The sequence below is a fragment of the Lelliottia jeotgali genome, from assembly GCF_977070485.1.
Window position 1 is genome coordinate 163079 of the sequence record NZ_CDRVFO010000002.1, and the last position, 19677, is coordinate 182755.

Here is a 19677-nt window from a genome sequence, read left to right on the forward strand (position 1 = left end):
TCAGGATTTGCCTGCCCTTGAAAGATTGGGATGCAGGAATTTTTACCTTTTTTTCACATTTGTGGCGGTGGCCAGGCGGCTTCGTGCAGAGGGGATCAGGGTTCAGCGCGGTTTATCGTCTTGCCCTGCTGCACAGCCACTTCCGCAGCCTGGCCATCACGTTGCTTGCCTTGGCGCGCCAACCCTTCCAGTTGCGGGATCAGCATGCCTTCGGGCAAATGTCGCCAGAAACGCCCCGGCATGTGCAGGCGCAAGGCATCCGGGTTGAGGCGGGCGGGGTTGAAGGTATGGCGGTAGTAGGTCCGCCACAGCTCGGCACCCGGGTCATCGGCATTGCGGGCCCACTGCCGCCAGGCGTCCGGGCAGTGCCGCTGATAATCGAAACCCTGGCCGTCGAAGCGAATACCGTCCTGCGGTGTGGCGATCAACCAGCGCTGGCGCCCCAGGCGGTCGGCGAAGTGCGCGCTGGCACTGGGCAGAATGTCATGGGCCGGCTCGTGATAGGCCACCAGGTCCAGTTGCAGTTGCTCGGCAAGTGCTGGTGGCAAGGGTACGAAACGCACGAACGCGTGCAAGTGATGTGCTTCACGGCTGACCTGCTTGATACGCCGGTGCAGTTCACTGCCCAGGCGGTCGCCCGCAAGCATTGCCGTGCGGTCACCGTGGGCCACGCGCCAGAGCACTTCGTACAGCAGGTTCCAGCGTTGCTCGCCCCGGTAGCGCGATGCCTGTTCCAAGAGGCTCAACAGCGCCGCCGGTACCGTGGCGCGAAACGGGCCGGGCCCGTCTGGCAGGGGGGGCAGGCACCGCCAGGAGATCGTCGATCGGGCCTTGCGACCAGGTCACTTGCGCCGGGTCGATGCCGTGCCCGAGCAGCGTGCGGGCCTGGTCGCGCCAGGTGCTGAAGCGCTCGTCACAGTCGAGCGCGATCACCCCCACAACCCCATCTGCACCGGCGCCTGTGGTTCACGCAGGCGCTCGCGCAGCAGGCCGCTGCGCAGCTCCGCCTGGCCTGGGCGGTAGTCGCTGGTGATGATGAATGGCCGGGCCTTGTCGAGCACGCAGCGCAGCTGGATCAGGTCGTCGTAGCGCACGCGCCGTTCCCGGCGCAGCGCCACCAGCCGCTGCACACTGCGCAGGCCGATGCCGGGGATACGTGCCAGCAGCGCGGGCTCGGCACGGTTCACATCCAGTGGGAACACCTCACGGTTGGCCAGCGCCCAGGCAAGCTTGGGGTCGATGTCCAGCGCCAGGTTAGCCTCCTGGCCAAGCAACTCACCCGCTTTGTAGCCATAGCCGCGTAACAGGAAGTCTGCCTGGTACAAGCGGTGCTCGCGCAGCAGCGGTGGGGCTGCCAGCGGCACGCTGCCGGGGCTGTCGGGTATCGGGCTGAAAGCTGAGTAATACACGCGCTTGAGGCCGTAACCCTGGTACAGCGACTCGGCGTTGCGCAGCAGTGTGCTGTCGTCAGTGGCGTCGGCGCCGACGATGACCTGGGTGCTTTGCCCGGCCGGGGTGAAGCGCGGTGCTTTCGGTTCGCCCGCCACGGCTTGCTGCCCCTGGTGGATGACGCCCATGGCCTGGCGAATGGTATGGGCGTGTTTTTCCGGGGCCAGGCGCTTGAGGCTGGCATCGGTGGGCAGTTCGATATTGACGCTGAGGCGGTCGGCCAGGCGCCCGGCTTCCTCGATCAGCAGTGGATCGGCGTCGGGGATGGTCTTGAGGTGGATGTAACCCCGGAAGTTGTGCTCCTCACGCAGCAGGCGCGCCACGCGGATCAACTGTTCCATGGTGTAGTCGGCCGAGCGGATGATGCCGGAGCTCAGGAACAGGCCACTGATGCAGTTGCGCCGGTAGAAATCCAGGGTCAGGCGCACCACCTCCTCGGGCGTGAAACGTGCCCGCGGCACGTTGCTGGAGCGGCGATTCACGCAGTATTGGCAGTCGTACAGGCAGAAGTTGGTCAACAGCACCTTGAGCAGCGAAACGCAGCGCCCGTCCGGTGTATAGCTGTGGCAGATGCCCATGCCATTGGTGGCGCCCAGGCCGTTGCTGCCGCGCGAGCTGCGTTTGGGCGCGCCACTGCTGGCACAGGACGCGTCGTACTTGGCGGCATCGGCGAGGATGCCAAGCTTGGCAATGAGCTGCATGAGGGTGTCTCGTGATACTGAATATTCATACAGTATTTTGAGAATGGACTGAATGCAAGTGGCGCAGCAGCCCTGTCAAACGTTATGACCCGCTCAGTCAGGACATCTAAACTTACAAACAGCCCGCCGCGGTTGCCATCACGGCGGGCTCTCACACCTTAATCCGACCACCGCGACCCCGGACCGGACATCCCTCGCTGACGGTGGCCTTCTTGCAGAGGAGGGCAGGTCATGGACGAGGCAAGGCTTCATGATTTCATGGGCAAGCTGGTGGGTGACATGGGCGCTGCGGCGACCCTGGCCAATGTGATACTCGGCGACGAACTGGGTTTGTACCGGGCCATGGCCGATAGTCAGCCGATCACCCCCGAGGAGCTAGCGGCACGGACCGGCTGCCACCCACGGCTGGTGCGCGAATGGCTCAACGCCCAGGCCGCGTCCGGCTATATGGTCCATGAGCAGGGCAGGTTCGTGCTGCCCGAGGAGCAGGCCATGGCACTGGCGCTGGAGGACTCACCGGCCTATATGGCGGGTGGCGCGGCGGTGGTGGCCGCGCTGTTCCACGACAAGGACAAGCTGGTGGCTGCCATGCGCGGTGATGGCGGGCTGGCCTGGGGCGACCATCACCCCTGCATGTTCAGCGGTACCGAGCGTTTCTTCCGGCCCGGCTATCGCACCTTCCTGGTGGCCGACTGGCTGCCGGCGCTTGACGGAGTGATGGCCAAGCTGCAGGCCGGCGCCAAGGTCGCGGATGTCGGTTGCGGGCATGGCGCTTCGACGCTGGTCATGGCCCAGGCGTTTCCAGCATCGACCTTTATCGGCTATGACTACCATGCGCCGTCCATCAGCACGGCCCGCGAACGCGCCAGTGAGGCCGGTTTGACCCCGCAGGTGAGTTTCCAGCAGGCTTCGGCCAAGGATTATCCGGGCAGCGATCATGATCTGGTGTGCTTCTTCGATTGCCTGCACGACATGGGCGACCCCGTTGGCGCTGCACGGCATGCCTACCAGGCGTTGAAGCCCGGTGGCACGGTGATGCTGGTTGAGCCCTATGCCGAGGACACGCTGGACGGCAACCTGACGCCGGTCGGTCGCCTGTTCTATGCCGCGTCGACGTTTATCTGTACACCGAATTCGCTGTCTCAGGAGGTTGGGCTGGGGCTCGGCGCACAGGCCGGGGAGGCGCGCTTGCGGGCGGTGTTCGAGGAGGCGGGGTTCACGCAGTTCCGGCGGGCGACACAGACACCGTTCAACCTGATACTGGAAGCCAGGAAGTAGGCGTAGATCTATGCTGGCCTCATCGCCGGCAAGCCGGCTCCCACAGGAACACCACTGGCCTTGAGAGCAGTGGCAGGCACACCACCGGGCTTGAGTGAGGTGGCAGACACACCACTGCCCTTCAGAGCAGTGGTTAGCCTGTGGGAGCCGGCTTGCCGGCGATGAGGCCGGTGCAGACAAAAAGAAGGGGCGCCCTGTTGGCGCCCCTTCTCTTGCTGCTTAGGCTTCAGCGTCCCAAGGACGATCGCCTTTTTCATCTTTCACGCGGGTCGGCAGGCCCATGACATCCAGCGCCTTGAGGAACGGCTCGGCTGGCAGCTCCTCGACGTTGACCATGCGCTTGGCATCCCACTCGCCGCGGGCAACCAGCAGGGCCGCAGCCACCGGCGGTACACCGGCGGTGTAGGAGATACCCTGGCTGTCGGTCTCAGCGTAGGCCTCTTCGTGGTCGGCCACGTTGTAGATGAACACTTCACGCGGCTGACCATCCTTGGTGCCCTTTACCAGGTCACCGATGCAGGTCTTGCCGGTGTAGCCCGGGGCAAGCGAAGCCGGGTCAGGCAGCACGGCCTTGACCACTTTGAGCGGCACCACTTCCAGGCCTTCAGCGGTCTTGACCGGTTGCTCGGAAAGCAGGCCAAGGTTCTTCAGCACGGTGAACACATTGATGTAGTGCTCGCCGAAGCTCATCCAGAAGCGCACGTTCGGCACGTTCAGGTTCTTCGAGATCGAGTGGACCTCGTCGTGACCGGTCAGGTACAGGTTCTGCGAACCCACGACCGGCAGGTCGTCGGTACGCTTGACCTCAAACATGGTGTTGCTGGTCCACTGGCTGTTCTGCCAGCTCCATACTTGCCCGGTGAACTCGCGGAAGTTGATTTCCGGGTCGAAGTTGGTGGCGAAGTACTTGCCGTGGGACCCAGCATTGACGTCGAGAATATCGATCGAGTCAATGCTGTCGAAATACTGTTGCTGCGCCAGTTTTGCGTAGCTGTTCACCACACCCGGGTCGAAACCGACGCCGAGAATGGCGGTGATGTTCTTCTCTTGGCATTCTTCGAGGTGTTTCCACTCGTAGTTGCCATACCAGGGCGGCGTCTCGCAAATCTTGCCCGGTTCTTCGTGGATCGCGGTGTCCAGGTAGGCGACACCGGTATCGATGCAGGCACGCAGCACCGACATGTTGAGGAAGGCGGAGCCCACGTTGATCACGATCTGCGATTCAGTCTCGCGGATCAGTGCCTTGGTTGCCTCGACATCGAGGGCGTTGAGCGAGAAGGCCTGGATGTCGGCGGGTACCTTGAGGCTACCCTTGGCCTTGACGCTGTCGATGATGGCCTGGCATTTGGAGATGTTCCGCGACGCAATGGCAATACGACCGAGTTCGTCGTTATGCTGCGCGCACTTGTGGGCCACCACCTTGGCGACACCTCCTGCACCAATGATAAGAACGTTCTTCTTCAATTTATCCCTTGCTCCTTACTTGATAGCCGGCCTTACGACAGGCTGGAAACGTAGTCTTCGAAACCGAACTCGCGCACCACTTCGACGCTGCCGTCGAGCTGCTTGACCGCGATGGATGGCATCTTCAAACCGTTGAACCAGTTTTTCTTGACCATGGTGTAACCCGCCGTGTCGATGAACGACAGGCGATCGCCGATGGCCAGCGGACGATCGAATTGGTACTCGCCGAAGATGTCGCCGGCCAGGCACGATTTGCCGCAGACCATGTAGGTGTGCTCGCCATCGTTGGGGGCCATCTTGGCGTTCAGCCGGTAGATCAGCAGGTCGAGCAGGTGTGCTTCGATCGAGCTGTCGACCACGGCCAGGTTCTTGCCGTTGTACAGGGTGTCGAGCACGGTGACTTCCAGCGAGGCGCTGTTGGTGATGGCCGCTTCGCCCGGCTCCAGGTAGACCTGCACGCCATACGTCTGCGAGAAGGCTTTCAGGCGCGCGCAGAACGCATCGACTGCATAGTCTTCACCGGTGAAGTGAATGCCGCCACCCAGGCTGACCCACTCGACCTTGTGCAGCAGGTGGCCGAAGCGCTCTTCGATGTGCGTCAGCATCTTGTCGAACAGGCCGAAGTCACCGTTCTCGCAGTTGTTGTGGAACATGAAGCCGGAAATCTGCGAAATGACCTTCTCGATCTTCTCCGGGTCCCATTCACCGAGGCGGCTGAACGGGCGGGCCGGGTCGGCCAGCAGGTAGTCGGAGCTGCTCACCTGCGGGTTGACGCGCAGGCCGCGGACCTTGCCTTCGGACTTCTCGGCGAAGCGCTGCAGCTGGCCGATCGAGTTGAAGATGATCTTGTCGCAGTTCTCGAGCATTTCCTCGACCTCGTCGTCGGCCCAGGCCACGCTGTAGGCGTGGGTCTCGCCGGCGAACTTCTGGCGGCCGAGCTTGAGCTCGTACAGCGACGAGGACGTGGTGCCGTCCATGTACTGCTGCATCAGGTCGAAGACCGACCAGGTGGCGAAGCACTTGAGGGCAAGCAGTGCCTTGGCACCGGAGTGTTCGCGCACGTAGGCGATCTTCTCCATGTTGCTCAGCAGCTTGGTTTTATCGATGAGGTAATACGGCGTCTTGATCATTTAAAGGCCCCCGGCCAGGCCGGCCAAAAAAAGGACACGCATTGTGCCTTCACTTGCTGCATACCGAAAGGGCGAGATATGCATTTCGTCGAGGTCGTTGCCGATAGGCCGGAATTTTTCCGATTGCGGCGAGCTCATTGGAACAGGCTCGTATGACCATCCTAATCACCGGCTGCGCATTTGAAGGAGAATCCGATGAGTAGCTGTAACAGAACAGACCGGCACAGGAGCCATGAATGAAAACTGGCGTTATCTCCGACACCCACGGCTTGCTGCGGCCCGAGGCGCTTGATGCGCTGGCCGGTTGCGAACTGATCGTGCATGCCGGTGATATCGGCAAGCCTGAAATCATTGAGGTACTCCAGGCGTTGGCACCCGTGCAGGTGGTGCGCGGCAACAACGACCTGAAGCTGCCATGGGCAGTTCGATTGGCCGATCAGCGACGCTTCGACATGGAGGGGTGGCAGACACTGCTGGTGCACGACATTGCCGATGTGCCGGCCGAACTGGATGAGGCGGTGCGTGTGGTGATCACCGGGCATTCGCACAAGCCATTGATCGACTGGCGGCAAGGGCGGTTGTTCCTGAACCCCGGGAGTGCCGGGCCGCGGCGGTTCAAGTTGCCGGTGACGGTGGCGGTCATTGACATTGAGGGGGAGCACCTGGCGCCGCGCATCATTCAATTGCTTGAGTGATGCTACGCCCTGATCGCTGGCCTGCCGGCGATCAGGGCGGCGAAGGGAACCTCAGGCAACCTGCTTCAACCACTCCTGAATCTGTTTCAGCGTGGCCGTAGCCCCCCCACAAACGACCACCAGCACATTCTGGTAACCGTCCAGCTTCGCGGCCTCATAAGCCAGCGCCAACGCCGCCCCACAGGCAGGCTCCACCAGCACCCTATGATCCGCCAGGAACCGCTCGCACGCCTCAAGCGCGGCGCGATCACTTACCAGAACACTGTGCACCGGATGCTCCTTCACGCACGCCAGGGCCTGGTCGGCAACACGCTTGGCGCCCAGCGAGGTCGCCACCGATGTGAGGCGCTCCAGCTCTACCGGGTGACCTGCCTGCACCGCCGCGTGCAGCGAGGCTGCCCCGTCGGTTTCCACCGCCAGCACAGGGACATCGCTCCAGCCGTTGCGCTTGAGCCCTTCGACCACGCCACTGAGCAGGCCACCGCCGCCCACCGACAGCACCACCGCATCGGGCTTGTACCCGGTTGCCGCAACTTCATCCACCAGGCTGGCATGCCCGGCCCACAGCAGTGGGTCATCGAAGGGGTGAATGAAGGCATCGTCCGGCCCGACCAGTGTTTGCGCCAACGCGTTGGCCTCCTGCCACGAGCTGCCATGCACCACCACCTTGGCACCCTCCTGGTGCAACAGTTCCTTGGCGCGATCGGTGGTGGTTTCAGGCACTACCACCGTGACCGGCACACCCAGCTGGCGCCCGGCGTAGGCTACCGCCAAGCCGGCATTGCCACCGGACGAGGACACGAAGTGGCGGGCGCCCCGGGCATGGTGCACTTCGCAGGCATGGCCCACCCCACGCAGCTTGAACGAGCCACAGGGCTGAAGCGCGTCGAGCTTGAGCCAGATCGAGCGGCCAGCGGCCAGCGACAGCGGGCGGGATTCGATCAGAGGGGTGTGGATATGCAGGGTCATCGCGTAGCTCCATGCTTCGGGTAGGGGTCAATGGTAACGCGGGATGCCAGTTGTATGTCGTTGAATTTGTGGTGATTGCACCCTGCCTGTCAGCAAGCCTCAGCCACAGCGCTATTGCTGACGCTGCGCCCCAGCACCAGCACCGTGACGAACCCGCAGCCCACCAGTGCCGTGGCCAGACTCAGCAGCACCGAGCTGCCCATCTGGTCGACGATCTGCCCGCCGAAGAACGAGCCCAGCGCGATGATCACCTGGAACATGGCGACGAACAGTGGCATGCCTCGTTCGACATCCTTGGGCGCTACCACAAACATCCAGATACTGGCACAGGCCGGGAAGGCGCCGAAGGCGAAGCCCCAGAGTGCGATCAGCATCGCCGCGCCAGTCATGCCGGTGGCGAAATGGGGGAACAGGGCGGTGCTGATGCCGATCATCAACGCGACCAGCAACAGGGTGTGACGCACGCTTTGGTTGGCGGCGAAACCGGCAAAGATATTGCCCATCACCCCGGCCACGCCATACAGCAGCAACAGCGAACCGATGGTCGGCCCATCGAAACCGGAATTCTGTTTGAAGAAGGGCGCGACGTAGGTGTACGCGGCAAAATGCGCCAGGCCAATCAGCAATACCGCAATCAGGCCCACCCGCGCTTGTGGGTTGATGAACAGCGCCGGCAGGTCACTGATGCGGATGGCCTTGTCCGGGTTGAGCCGCGGCAGCAGCAGGATCTGCGCCAGCAGCACCGGTACGCCTACCAGGGCGGTGACCAGAAAAGTCATGCGCCAGCCCAGCAGGCCACTGAGCCAGGTGCCTACCGGCACACCCAGCACGGTTGCCAAGGTCACACCGACCATGATGATCGAGGTGGCCTGGGCAACGCCCACCCCCTTGGGTGCCAGGCGGCCGCTGAGGGCAATGGCGGTAGCCCAGAACCCGCCGATGCTGATGCCCAGCAGCACGCGGCCGAACAGCAGCAAGTTGAAGTCGCTGGCGTAGGCCACCACCGCATTGGCAATGATCATGATCAGCGTCAGGCCGATCAGCAGGTAGCGCCGGTCCAGGGCACCGATGCCCACCGACAGCAAGGGCGCGGCGAGGGCGGCCATGATACCGGGCAGGGTGACCATCAGGCCGGCGTGGCCTGCACTGATGCCCAGGTCACTGGCGACATCGTTCAATACGCCTACCGGCAGAAACTCGCTGGTCACCAAAGCGAAGGCACCCACGGCAACCGAGAGTATCGCCAGCCACTGCTGTTTGACGCTTTGCTGACTGTGTTCGGGGAGGCCACCAGGGGCCGGGCTGCTATTTGACATGGTGCGGGGTTCCAGAGGGGAATGTCGCCTTGAGCAGGCGCGTGGAGCGGGGAGAATTCGGGGAGGAGTATACGGGGCCTGTCTGCCACGCCGACAGGCGGGTCTTTCGATAGTGATCATCAGTGCGATTGATGTCGGACCCTGGCTGGGCAGCGGCCTGTGACGCAATGCAGCTTACACTGCGCATGTCGGACGCATTTGCCCTTACGGGGCTGCGGTGCGCCGATTGACGTTGCCCCCAAGCGCAATCGGTCCGATATAACCCTGTTCCCGGACAGGAAGGCGCACACTCGAAACAGCCCAGGACTTCTGGGCGTTGAGAGGTGCGTATGACCACTGGCAAGCGCTTCACGGATAACGATGCCCCAGGTGCCAAACCCCATGAGGACGCAGACTGGCCAACCGGGGAAGACGACGAGGACAGTGAGCAGGACGAGCGCTCCAAAGCACAAGACCGCGATGACTCTGTGGATGAGCAGGTGCGCAAGGAGAGCGAAAGAGGTTCGGGTCGCCCGGACCCGTCCAGGGCCTCTGAAGCTGAACGGTACAGCTATCAGCCATGGCAAAAGATGAAGCCGTGATTACGCCGCCCAGGGGGCAAGGCGCCCCCGGGTTTCTGGCTGGCTGACTGATTCACACCGGCGCCTGCTGCGCAGGTTCCCACAGCCAGGCGTCCGGTCTGCAGGTGTCTCAGTGTTTGTCGGTGAAGTGGTGAGGGTAAAGCATCCGATCCAGCTCCAGCTTTTCTGCATCCCCCACGCGCTTGCGTACTTCCGCGTAGAACTGCTGGCTCTGGTTCTGGAACCTGATGTAATTGCGGGTACAGGCCTTCAGTGCTGAGCTGAGTTGCTTGCCCGTCAGCCCCTGTGCGCGCTTTTGCGAGGCGAGATAAGCCTGCCAGCTGTTTTCCACCTGCTGCAGCCCCTGAGCGAGCGCTGTTGTCTCGATTGTCGCCATTGCTGCACCCTCTTTGAGCGTTTAACGGCCCGTCGGTGTGGATCGCCCGAGCGACGATGGACATGCAAAGCTGTGCCGAGCACTGGTGTGGCTCGCAGACCCGAGCTTAGCCTGTTTTCCCGGGGGCGCCTGCTCCGGGCGCTAAACGGCGGTGGGCGCCGGAGGAAGGTAGGGCAGCAGCCGTTCGGTCTCCTTCTTCACCACGGCGTAGCATTCGCAGCTCAGCTGCTCCAGGCGTACCCTGTCCAGTACCCGGATATGGCCGCGGTTGTACTCGATCACACCTAGCCGCTGCAGCTTGCCAGCGGCATCGGTCACCCCCTCGCGACGCACGCCCAGCATGTTGGCGATCAGCTCCTGGGTCATGCGCAGCTGGTCGCCCGGCAGGCGGTCCAGCGACAGCAGCAGCCAGCGGCAAAGTTGCTGGTCGATGGAGTGATGGCGGTTGCAGACCGCCGTCTGCGCCATCTGGGTAATCAGGGCCTGGGTGTAGCGCAGCATCAGCATCATCAGCTCGCCATGGCGATTGAATTCGTCCTTGAGCTGCTGGCCTGGCAGGCGATAGCCATGCCCTGCGCTTTGCACGATCGCACGGCTGGGAGTGCTTTCACCACCCATGAACACGGCGATGCCGACCAGCCCTTCATTGCCCACCACCGAGATCTCGGCAGAGGCGCCGTTTTCCATGACGTACAACAGTGAAACGATCGCATCGACAGGAAAGTAGACATGACGCAAGGTATCACCGGATTCGTAGAGCGCTTGGCCCAACGCCAGGTCCACCCGTTCCAGGTGTGGCTCCAGGCGGCCCAGGACCTGCTCGGAGAGGGCGGCCAGCAGGTAATTGTGTTGCGGATCTGGCACCGATTGCATGCGCGGGACCATCCAGGGCAGCGGTTGTCGCAACAAGCGTAGCCCAGCAGGCGGATCAGGCGATGGGCAAGGGCGACGGTTGGTACTGGGCGATGACGTGGTGAAGCATGCCGTCATCGCTCAAGGCCAGGCTGGCCTGTTCCTGCACCTGGCCGTCCAGGCTGAGGGTCAGGTCCGCGCCGCCAGCATTGCGCACTTCAATGCGGTAGTGCGTGCTGCCGAAACGGTAATGCAAGGTGTAGCCGGGCCAGTCCGCCGGCAGCAGTGGTTGTATGCGCAAGGTATCGCCGCAGCGCTTGAGGCCCAGCAGGCTCTCGACGATCAACCGGTACATCCAGCCGGCCGACCCGGTGTACCAGCTCCAGCCGCCACGCCCTACGTGGGGCGCCAGGGCGTAGACATCTGCGGCCATGACATAGGGTTCGACCTTGTAAGTGTCGATCAGCCCCTCACTGCCCTGGCGCACCGGGTTGATCAGGCGCAGCAGCTCCCAGGCCTTGCCGGCATTGCCCATCTGGGCATACGCCATGCCCGCCCATATTGCCGCGTGGGTGTACTGCCCGCCATTCTCACGCACCCCTGGCAGGTAACCCTTGATGTAGCCAGGGTCCAGGCTGCCGCGGTCGAACGGCGGGTCGAGCAGTTTGACGATGCCCAGGTCGCGGCGCACCAAATGCTGCCCAAGGGCGGTCATGGCAGCGCTGGCGCGCTCGGGGGCGGCGACCCCGCTAAGCACAGCCCAGCTCTGCGTGAGGGAGTCGATACGGCATTCCTGGTTGCTCGCTGACCCCAGTACCTGGCCATCGTCGAACCATGCCCGGCGGTACCATTGGCCGTCCCAGGCATGCTGCTCAAGGTTTTCGGCCAGGGCGGCGGCCTGGTGTGTGCAGCGCATCGCAAAGGCGCTATCGCCTTGGTGCAAGGCAACGCTGGCGAACGCGCGCAGCACTTCATGCCCGAAGAAGCCCAGCCACACGCTTTCGCCACGCCCCTGTTCGCCGACGCGATTCATGCCGTCGTTCCAGTCGCCACTGCCCATCAGCGGCAGGCCGTGAACCCCGCACTGCAGAGCGTGCCCAAGGGCGCGCTGGCAGTGTTGGTACAGGTTCTCGACCAGGCTCGAGTGGGTTGGCAGGTCGTAATACGACTCTTCACCGGCATTGAGCGCACGCCCCTCCAGGTAGCCGACCGGTTCGTCCAGCACCGTGTGGTCACCGGTCACCGTGACGTAGCGGCAGGTCGCAAGCGGTAGCCACAGCAGGTCGTCCGAACAGCGGGTGCGCACCCCACGCTGCAGGGGCGGATGCCACCAGTGCTGCACATCGCCTTCTACATACTGGTGAGCGGCGCAGGCAAGCAGGTGTAGGCGTGCCGCCGCTGGCGCCGCGTGGAGCATGGCCATACTGTCCTGCAACTGGTCGCGAAAACCGAACGCCCCCCCTGACTGGTAGAAGCCGCTGCGCGCCCAGAAGCGGCAGGCAATCACTTGGTACATCAACCAGCCATTGGCCAGGACATCCAGCGCAGGTTCCGGGGTTTCGAACTGCACGGTGCCCAAGGTCTCGCGCCAATAAGCCTGCACTTTGTCGAACTCGTTCATGGCCGCACGCAAACCCCGATATTGCTGTACACAGCGGCTGGCGGCCTTGGCATCGTGTTCGGCGCCCAGGCGAAACACCACTTCACGGCTTTCGCCCGCCGCCAGCAGCAGGCTGGCCTGCAGTGCTGCGCACGGGTCCAGCCCACCACCGGTGCGCCCCGACAGCCTTGCCTGACGCAGGCCCGCCGGGTGCTGGCTGTCGCCGTTGCGGCCGAGGAATTCGCTGCGGTCACAGGTGACGCCGTGCGCTGGCAGGTCGCAATCGAGAAACGCCACGTGCCCGCAGAACTCGATGTTATAGGCGTTGCGGGCAAACAAGGCGCCGCTGACCGGGTCGATCTCGCTGACCACGTGCATCGCCGATTTACTGCGTAGGTCACCCAGAACCCACTCCACGAAGCAGGTCACGGTCAACCTCCGCTCCCGCTCCGAGCGGTTGTGCAGTTTGAGCCTGCAGAACTTGACCGGTGCCTCTTGCGCGACATGCATCCACAACTCACTGTCCAGCTGGTCATCGGCGTACTCGAATACGCTGTAGCCAAAGCCGTGGCGGGTACGGTAGCGGCCAGGGCCGGGGCAGGGTCGCGGGGTGGGCGACCAGTAGTGGCCGCTGTCTTCGTCACGCAGGTAGAAGGCTTCGCCGCTCGGGTCGGCGACCGGGTCGTTGTACCAGGGTGTCAGCCGGTATTCGTGGGCGTTTTCGCTCCAGGTGTAGGCACTGCCCGCTTCTGACACCACGCTGCCGAACCGCGGGTTGGCCAGGACATTGACCCATGGTGCGGGCGTAGGTCGGCCGGCGATGTGCGTAATGACATACTCGCGGCCGTCGGCACTGAAGCCGCCATAGGGATTGGCAAGCAGCAGGGCGGGGGCGTCTGCCAGCGCCTCACTGCTGGCCTTGGGCCGGAGGGCGGCGGGTGCCGGCTCGAAGGCGGCAGGCGCAGGCGCAGGGCGCCGGTGATGCAGTTGTTCGGCCAGCGTGCCACGGCCGTCGCTGAGCACCAGCCTGGCCACGGACAGTGTCAGCACCCGATCCTCCTCGGACAACTGTTGCGCAGGCCGCACGAAGATGCCGCCCGGGCGGTCGAGCAGCGCGGCTTCGCTGCCGGAGGTGACGATGCCGATGATCAATTCCTGCAACTGCTGGCGGTAGCCGGCCTGGTCTTCGTTCCAGATCACCAGGTCCAGTACCAGGCCTTTCTGCCGCCAGTAGGCATGGGCAAGGACCATTTGCCTGACCAACTGGATGTTGGCCAGATCGCCGATCTGCACCAGCACGATCGGCAGGTCCCCCGACAGCCCCTGGCCCCACAGCCCGGACTGGCTGCGGCGGTTGCTCGCCAGCAGGGCGCTGCCGGCGCGCAGCATTGCATTGGGGTAGATGACCGATGCGGCCATGTGCTCGAACAGCCGTGCATCTGCCAGCGAGCCGTTGAGCTGGCGCAACAGCACCTGGCTGTGTGGCCAGGCCAGTTCGAACACCCGGTCGGCCAAATGGCGGTCGCGGTACTTGGCAATCTGCTGCAGGCACGCATCACGGCTGTCGGCCACACCGGTGGCCAGGTCGACCGTTGCTGTCTGGCCTGGCGCCAGGGTGATGCGGCAGCGGATCGCGATGATCGGGTCAAGCACCGGACCGGCACTGCCAGACAGCGCTTCGGCTTGCCGGTCCAGTGCCGCCGGAGCCCTCAGGCTGCGGCCCCGGCCGATGAAACGGGCGCGGTCGGTCTCATAGGAAATGGCGTCGATATCAACCCCATGCACCGCCAGCACATGGCACATCCAGGGCGCGGCCTCCAGCATCGCGCGCGGTCGTCGGGTGCAGAGAATGGCCTGCAGCGGGCGGACCAGCTCGGTCTGCACGAACAGCTTGCTGAAGGCCGGATGCAGCGCATCGCTCAGGGCTGGCGCCAGTACCACCTCGGCGTAGCTGGTCAGCTCCAGGGTGCGGGGCGCTTCGCCGTGGTTGGTCAGGTGCAGCCGGCGCAGTTCGATGTCGTCTTCAGGGGATACGGCAATTTCAGTGTGGCAGTCGAAATCGCGTTCGCGCACGCGAAACTCCGCCCGGCCATCGCTGAATATCGCTTCCTGGTTATAGGTGCGGCGCTGTGTCGGTTGATAAGTCGTGGACCAATATGCGCCGCTGGCGACATCGCGCAGGTAGCAGAAGCTGCCCAGGGCATCGCCGGTGGCGTCTTCGCGCCAACGGGTGACAGCCAGGTTGTCATGGTGACTGTAACCACTGCCGACATGGTTGATCATGACGTGGTAGTGGCCGTTGGAGAGCAACTGCACTGCCGGGTGCCGGCGGTTCGGTTCACTGAAAACGCGCAGCCGGGTTTCGCAGCTTGGGTCTGCGCTGTCTTGCGCCGGTGCCTGGAGGGTATGCAAATACGGCGCAGCGGTTTTCGGCACGCGCTCCTGAAGCAGCAGCATGCTCGCTTGAAACTGTGGGTCGCAGGCGAAGCGACGTTGCATGGGCAGGTTCAGCAGTACTGCAGTCAGGGCAAGGAAACTCATGCCCTGGTGGTGCGCCATGAACGAGCGGATGACCACAGCGTCCTGCCCGGGGGGCAGACGCGCCTCGCTGTAGTCTACCGCTTCGTACAGTCCAAACCGGCCTGCGACGCCCAATGCGCACAGCCGCTGCAGGTTTTTGCAGGCCGCGGCTGGCGCTACCATCAGCGCCAGCGCGCTGGCGTAGGGTGCAATCACGCGCTCCTCGCCCAGGCCGCGCTTGAGGCCCAGGCCCGGTACGCCGAACGCCCGGTACTGGTAGTTGAATTGAGCGTCCAGCGCATTGTAGGCAGATTCTGAAACACCCCACGGGATGCCCAGCAGGTGGCCATATTCGATTTGTCGTTTGACTGCTGCCTGGCAGGTCTGGTCGAGCAAAGTCCCTTCATAGTTGGGCATGACCAATAGCGGCATCAGGTACTCGAACATGGAGCCGGACCAGGACAGCAGTACAGGCACACCGGCATTGCTGGTCAGCAACCGCCCCAGCGCGAACCAACTGTCCTGAGGCGCCTGGCCTTGGGCAATGAGCACGAAATTGGTCAGGCGCATCTCTGATGCCAGCAGGTCGTAGAACGCCGTATCGAGGCGGTGCTCATCGGCGTTGTAGCCGATGGCGAACAGGTCACGCTGGCTGTCGTAGAGGAAACTGAAGTCCATGTTGACCAGGCGGGTGATGCGCAGTGCCAAGTGTTGCGCCTGGTCGATGCGCTGGCGGGCGAGGGTGCGGACCTTGACCACTGCGGGGCGGTCAGCTGCCGGCCACGTGGCGGGGTCCAGCTCCGTCATTTGCCGCCAGTTCAGGCTGTGCTCCGGAGCCTGCTCATTGCCAGAAGGCAGTCGCAGGGCCTCTAGCTCACCGGCCAGGTCCAAGCACTGGCGCAACAGCGCTTGCAGCCAGAAGGCGCAATCATCGGTCGCCGCTTCTTCAGCCTGCGGTGCTGCGTATTTACCGATCAGGCCCTGCAATTGCCCGCAAAGCAGCGCCATCAGCGCAGCCGTCGGCGGTTGTTCTCGCTCCAGGGCTTGCCATGCTTCCTGGCGCAGCGCCTGTATTTCGGCAGTGTCACGGCCGGCTTGGGTGAATGCTTCGTGCAGGATATCGAGAGTATCGAGCAGCCCGCGGGTTACCTGGCGGCCCGGCGCCGGGGCCTCTGCCATCGCCAACAGGCCGGGCCTGAGCGTCAGCAGCAGCGCAGCCAGGTTGCCGCTGTCCACCGATGACACATACAACGGCGGCAGCGGTTTGAGGGCTTGGGTGTCGTACCAGTTGTAGAAGTGCCCCTTGTAGCGCTCCAGGCCATCCATGCTGTCGAACATGCACGTCAGGCGCTCGAACAGACGGCCGGCAGACAGATAGCCGAAGTCGTGTGCCGCTAGGTGCGACAGTAATGCCATGCCCATGTTGGTGGGGGAGGTGCGGTGCGCCACACTGGCATAGGGCGGTTCCTGCAGGTTGTCGGGTGGCAGCCAGTTGTCGGCAGGGCCTACGTGCTGCTCGAAGAACGCCCAGTTGCGCCGGGCCAGGCGGTGCAGAAAACACAGGTCCCCGGCCGATGGTGTGAACACGCTGCGAACCTGCGCGCGGCTGAGCCACCAGGCCAGCGCCGGGCCGAGCAGCCAGATTGCGAGAATGGGTGAGGCCAACAGCAGGGTCGCGGGCTGCAACGCCAACAAACCCGCCAGCGTCAGCGCCAAGGCCGGTTGCAGCCATTGCTCGCGATAGACCGCCTGCAGGGTATCGGCGCTGCTGCGTTCCTCTGCTTGCGAGGGGTTCCATTGCAGCAAGCGGCGCTTGCTCACCGCAAGGCGCCACACGGTGCGGGCGATGGCATCCAGGCTGTAGCCGGCCTCGAAAGGTAGCCATGCCAACGATAGCAAGGCGCGCACAAAGTAGGTGCCCGACGTTCTCAGGGCTGCGACAAGGTGTTCGGTAAACGCTACCTCGGCAGTTTTGTGCAGCAGTTCAAGCAACGTATCCAGCAGCGGTCGCACCAGCAGCAACCCCAGCACTGCGAGTGTCCACCACAGTGGCGAGGCGCTGGCGAGCCAGCCCCACGTCAGTACTGTCAGCAGGGCTGCCGGCTCCAGGCTGCGGCGCAGGTTGTCGAAGATTTTCCACCGCGACAGCGCGCTCAGCGGGCTTTGCGCATTGCCCTTGGTGCCATTGCGCCTGCGTGATAAAAGCCACGGCAGCAGTTGCCAGTCGCCGCGGATCCAGCGGTGGCGCCGCTTGGCATCGGCGCTGTAGCGCGCCGGGTAGCCCTCGAACAGCTGCACGTCGCTGAGCAGGCCGGAGTGGGCATAGCAGCCCTCTATCAGGTCATGGCTAAGCACGCGGTTGTCGGCAAAGCGCCCGTCCAGCGCCTGCTCGAAGGCATCCACGGCGTAAATGCCCTTGCCGATGAACGAACCGCTCAGGAACAGGTCCTGGTAAACGTCCGAGACGGCCTGTGTATAGGGGTCGATACCGGCATCGGTGGCGAACAGGCGGGCGTAGGCCGAACGTGATACTGCCGGCAGGCTGATGCCAACCCGCGGTTGCAAGATGGCGTAGCCGGAAATGATACGACCGGTTCGGGCATCGAACCGCGGGTGGTTCAGCGGGTGCTGCATGGCACCGACAAACTGCTGCGCCACATCGCGTGGCAGCAGAGTGTCGGTGTCCAGTGTGATGACATAACGCACGCTGTCGAGCTTCAGCACATCGCCGACGATGCGCATGAAACACTCGGCCCCATGCCCACGCAGCAGGGCATTGAGCTCGGCGAGCTTGCCGCGCTTGCGCTCACGGCCCATCCAGCAGTGCTCGGTAGCGTTCCATACCCGGGGCCGATGCAGCAGAAAGAACCGCTCACAGCCCAGGGTGGGGTATTTGTGGTTCAGGGCCTCGACACCCTCGCTGGCAAGGTCGAGCAGGCCCAGGTCCTCTGGGCAAGTCTGTTGCCGCGCATCGACGAAATCACTCAACAGGGCGAAATGCAGGTGTTCATCGCGGTTGGCCAGAAAGCGCACTTCAAGGCCTTCGACGAGCGCCTCCACATCGCTGGCACTACTTAGCAGGCTGGGTACCACCACGAGCGTGCGGGCATCGGCGGGAATGCCTGCGGTGTAGTCCAGGCGTGGCAGGAACGACGGTTTCACGGTCAGGGTGACCAGCCAGTTCACCAGGCCGATGGCCAGGCGGCTGGTGGCCAGCAGTATCGGTAGGGCCATGAGCGTTGTCACCCAAAACGGCCAGCCCTCGGCCACGATTGTGCCGATCAAGCCCCAGCCCAGCATGCACGACAGCAACACCGTCGGTACCAGGTAGAACGTCAGCGGTGCCCGATGCAACAAACGCTGCCAGCGCTCGGCAAGGCCAACCCGTGCAGCGAGCTTGCGTTCAAGCAACGGCAAGCCGTCGCCTGCCAGGTAAAAGCCGACGTGCCCGGCCGCCTCATCCACCCCGACCCCTGCGGCCCGCGCAAGCTCGATGGCCGTGCGCGCCACCTGGTCTTCGTTGAATGCACTGTGCCGCGCCAGCCGCTCGACGATGTGTCGGTAGTGATCGCGGCTGGTGAAATCCATGGCCGTGTAGACCGCGGCCGGGTCCTGGCACAGCACCTGCTCGACATGGCTCAGGCGCTCGACGAACAGCCGCCAGTCGATGGTCGACAGCAGCCGCAGGCTACCGATGCTGTTGCTGATGGACAGCTGGTCGATGGCCTGCTGTTGCGCATCGAGTTGCACATTGCGTTCGATGCTCAGCGCCGATTCGCTGAGCATCTGTTCGATCCAGGCCAGCGGCTGGGTGAGTGTGCTGCTGTGGCCCTGTAGCCGCCTTGCCAGTTCGGCGACGAAGGCGGCGGTCAGCGGTGGTGCTGAGCGGGCCATGTCGGCGACCACCAGGATCACGCTCTTGGCATCGCGCTCGGCGGTTTCGCACAGCGTGTCAGCCCAGCCATTGGCCAGATCACGGTCCGCTAGGTTGGCCATGACCCGGGCGGCTACCCGGCGCAGGTTTTCGATCAGCGCCAGGCGCAGCATGATCGGAATCGCCCAGAGTTCGCCCAGGCTCAGCGTGTTGCGCTGCTGGTAGGCCTCGATGAAGCCACTGAGGCTTTCGGCGTCGACCCGGCCGTCACCATGGCAAATGGTCTCCAGTGCCAGGTCATACACCCGTGGCAGGCCACTCGAAGGGCCGTTGTCCAGCCTTGGCAACTGCAGGCTGTAGTCGGTCGGCAGGTGGCGTTTGGCAATGCGGATATGGGTTTCGACCAGGTAGAAGTTGTCGAGCAACCATTGCGCGGCCGGCAACGCCGGGCGTGAGCCGGGCAGGCTGGCGGCCAGGGCCGAACAGCTGGTGTAGAGCATGTGTTCGTTGTCGGCCAGGCGGTCGAGCAGCGCATCGTCGGCGGGCAGCAGGCTCAGCCGATGCTGGCTGGAGAGCCAGCGCCCATGCTCGGCCAACTGCTGGGCGCTGTAGAGCTCCGAGCGCAGCAGGCTTTCATAGGTGAACCTGTGCCGCGGCGAACCCCAGCGCCGGGCGTGACGGGCCAGGCGTTTAAGGAAGGCGAGCGGGTGGAGCCAAGGGTTGTCCATGGTCGCTGGTTGCCTTGAACTGGCCGGTCAGGCCCTCAGTCTGGCTGGCTGGCACACGGCAGGTCTGTACGGTAGCGAACAGACCGGGCCGCGAGGGGAGACTATGTCAGGCATTGACCGCGCACATCGTGCAGTGCCAAAAAG

At 63.8% G+C, this 19677-nt stretch carries 12 protein-coding genes; 3 read left to right on the forward strand and 9 right to left on the reverse strand.

What is annotated here, in order from left to right:
* Positions 1-95: 95 nt before the first annotated feature.
* Positions 96-818, reverse strand: a complete 723-nt coding sequence (locus ACW4TB_RS03250; RefSeq protein ID WP_455842895.1) for a TIGR03915 family putative DNA repair protein — start codon at positions 816-818, stop codon at positions 96-98.
* 111 nt (positions 819-929) lie between these two features.
* Positions 930-2150 carry a putative DNA modification/repair radical SAM protein gene (locus ACW4TB_RS03255; protein WP_012314012.1) on the reverse strand — a complete coding sequence of 407 codons (1221 nt, stop codon included), beginning with the start codon at positions 2148-2150 and terminating at the stop codon, positions 930-932.
* A 231-nt stretch (positions 2151-2381) separates the two neighbouring features.
* Between ACW4TB_RS03255 and ACW4TB_RS03260 the strand changes: the two genes are divergently transcribed.
* Positions 2382-3428 carry a class I SAM-dependent methyltransferase gene (locus tag ACW4TB_RS03260; protein WP_279932028.1) on the forward strand — a complete coding sequence of 349 codons (1047 nt, stop codon included), beginning with the start codon at positions 2382-2384 and terminating at the stop codon, positions 3426-3428.
* Between the two features lie 219 nt (positions 3429-3647).
* On the opposite strand, the gene ACW4TB_RS03265 is transcribed toward ACW4TB_RS03260, so the two are convergent.
* Together ACW4TB_RS03265 and ACW4TB_RS03270 are read right to left on the reverse strand one after the other, a co-directional pair.
* Positions 3648-4892, reverse strand: a complete 1245-nt coding sequence (locus tag ACW4TB_RS03265) for a saccharopine dehydrogenase family protein (protein ID WP_039602482.1) — start codon at positions 4890-4892, stop codon at positions 3648-3650.
* 32 nt (positions 4893-4924) lie between these two features.
* Positions 4925-6022: a carboxynorspermidine decarboxylase gene (locus tag ACW4TB_RS03270; protein ID WP_012314015.1), complete on the reverse strand. Its 1098-nt coding sequence runs from the start codon at positions 6020-6022 to the stop codon at positions 4925-4927.
* 236 nt (positions 6023-6258) lie between these two features.
* Here ACW4TB_RS03270 and ACW4TB_RS03275 point away from each other — a divergent pair, with 236 nt between their 5' ends.
* Positions 6259-6717 (forward strand): metallophosphoesterase family protein, encoded by a 459-nt coding sequence (locus ACW4TB_RS03275; protein ID WP_254467592.1) that lies wholly within the window; start codon positions 6259-6261, stop codon positions 6715-6717.
* Positions 6718-6768: 51 nt separating this feature from the next.
* On the opposite strand, the gene ACW4TB_RS03280 is transcribed toward ACW4TB_RS03275, so the two are convergent.
* Both ACW4TB_RS03280 and ACW4TB_RS03285 read right to left on the reverse strand, forming a co-directional pair.
* A complete protein-coding gene (locus tag ACW4TB_RS03280; protein WP_279932024.1) occupies positions 6769-7686 on the reverse strand; it encodes a pyridoxal-phosphate dependent enzyme in 918 nt (305 codons plus the stop codon).
* Between the two features lie 89 nt (positions 7687-7775).
* Complete coding sequence (locus ACW4TB_RS03285) at positions 7776-9002, reverse strand: MFS transporter (protein ID WP_012314018.1); 1227 nt, start codon at positions 9000-9002, stop codon at positions 7776-7778.
* A 329-nt stretch (positions 9003-9331) separates the two neighbouring features.
* Between ACW4TB_RS03285 and ACW4TB_RS03290 the strand changes: the two genes are divergently transcribed.
* Positions 9332-9583, forward strand: coding sequence for a hypothetical protein (locus ACW4TB_RS03290; protein WP_012314019.1), 252 nt, complete (start codon positions 9332-9334; stop codon positions 9581-9583).
* 109 nt (positions 9584-9692) lie between these two features.
* On the opposite strand, the gene ACW4TB_RS03295 is transcribed toward ACW4TB_RS03290, so the two are convergent.
* The 3 genes from ACW4TB_RS03295 to ACW4TB_RS03305 form a co-directional block, all read right to left on the reverse strand.
* Complete coding sequence (locus ACW4TB_RS03295) at positions 9693-9959, reverse strand: hypothetical protein (RefSeq protein ID WP_279932020.1); 267 nt, start codon at positions 9957-9959, stop codon at positions 9693-9695.
* A 141-nt stretch (positions 9960-10100) separates the two neighbouring features.
* Positions 10101-10832, reverse strand: coding sequence for a Crp/Fnr family transcriptional regulator (locus tag ACW4TB_RS03300; RefSeq protein WP_279932018.1), 732 nt, complete (start codon positions 10830-10832; stop codon positions 10101-10103).
* 55 nt (positions 10833-10887) lie between these two features.
* Positions 10888-19533, reverse strand: a complete 8646-nt coding sequence (locus ACW4TB_RS03305; protein ID WP_279932017.1) for a GH36-type glycosyl hydrolase domain-containing protein — start codon at positions 19531-19533, stop codon at positions 10888-10890.
* Between the last annotated feature and the right edge of the window lie 144 nt (positions 19534-19677).

What these genes read in the sequence shown, in the direction of transcription:
- ACW4TB_RS03255 (WP_012314012.1), bottom strand. Translation starts at nt 2,150, where the DNA reads ATGCAGCTCATTGCCAAGCTTGGCATCCTCGCCGATGCCGCCAAGTAC.
- ACW4TB_RS03260 (WP_279932028.1), top strand. Translation starts at nt 2,382, where the DNA reads ATGGACGAGGCAAGGCTTCATGATTTCATGGGCAAGCTGGTGGGTGAC.
- ACW4TB_RS03270 (WP_012314015.1), bottom strand. Translation starts at nt 6,022, where the DNA reads ATGATCAAGACGCCGTATTACCTCATCGATAAAACCAAGCTGCTGAGC.
- ACW4TB_RS03275 (WP_254467592.1), top strand. Translation starts at nt 6,259, where the DNA reads ATGAAAACTGGCGTTATCTCCGACACCCACGGCTTGCTGCGGCCCGAG.
- ACW4TB_RS03280 (WP_279932024.1), bottom strand. Translation starts at nt 7,686, where the DNA reads ATGACCCTGCATATCCACACCCCTCTGATCGAATCCCGCCCGCTGTCG.
- ACW4TB_RS03285 (WP_012314018.1), bottom strand. Translation starts at nt 9,002, where the DNA reads ATGTCAAATAGCAGCCCGGCCCCTGGTGGCCTCCCCGAACACAGTCAG.
- ACW4TB_RS03290 (WP_012314019.1), top strand. Translation starts at nt 9,332, where the DNA reads ATGACCACTGGCAAGCGCTTCACGGATAACGATGCCCCAGGTGCCAAA.
- ACW4TB_RS03295 (WP_279932020.1), bottom strand. Translation starts at nt 9,959, where the DNA reads ATGGCGACAATCGAGACAACAGCGCTCGCTCAGGGGCTGCAGCAGGTG.
- ACW4TB_RS03300 (WP_279932018.1), bottom strand. Translation starts at nt 10,832, where the DNA reads ATGCAATCGGTGCCAGATCCGCAACACAATTACCTGCTGGCCGCCCTC.
- ACW4TB_RS03305 (WP_279932017.1), bottom strand. Translation starts at nt 19,533, where the DNA reads ATGGACAACCCTTGGCTCCACCCGCTCGCCTTCCTTAAACGCCTGGCC.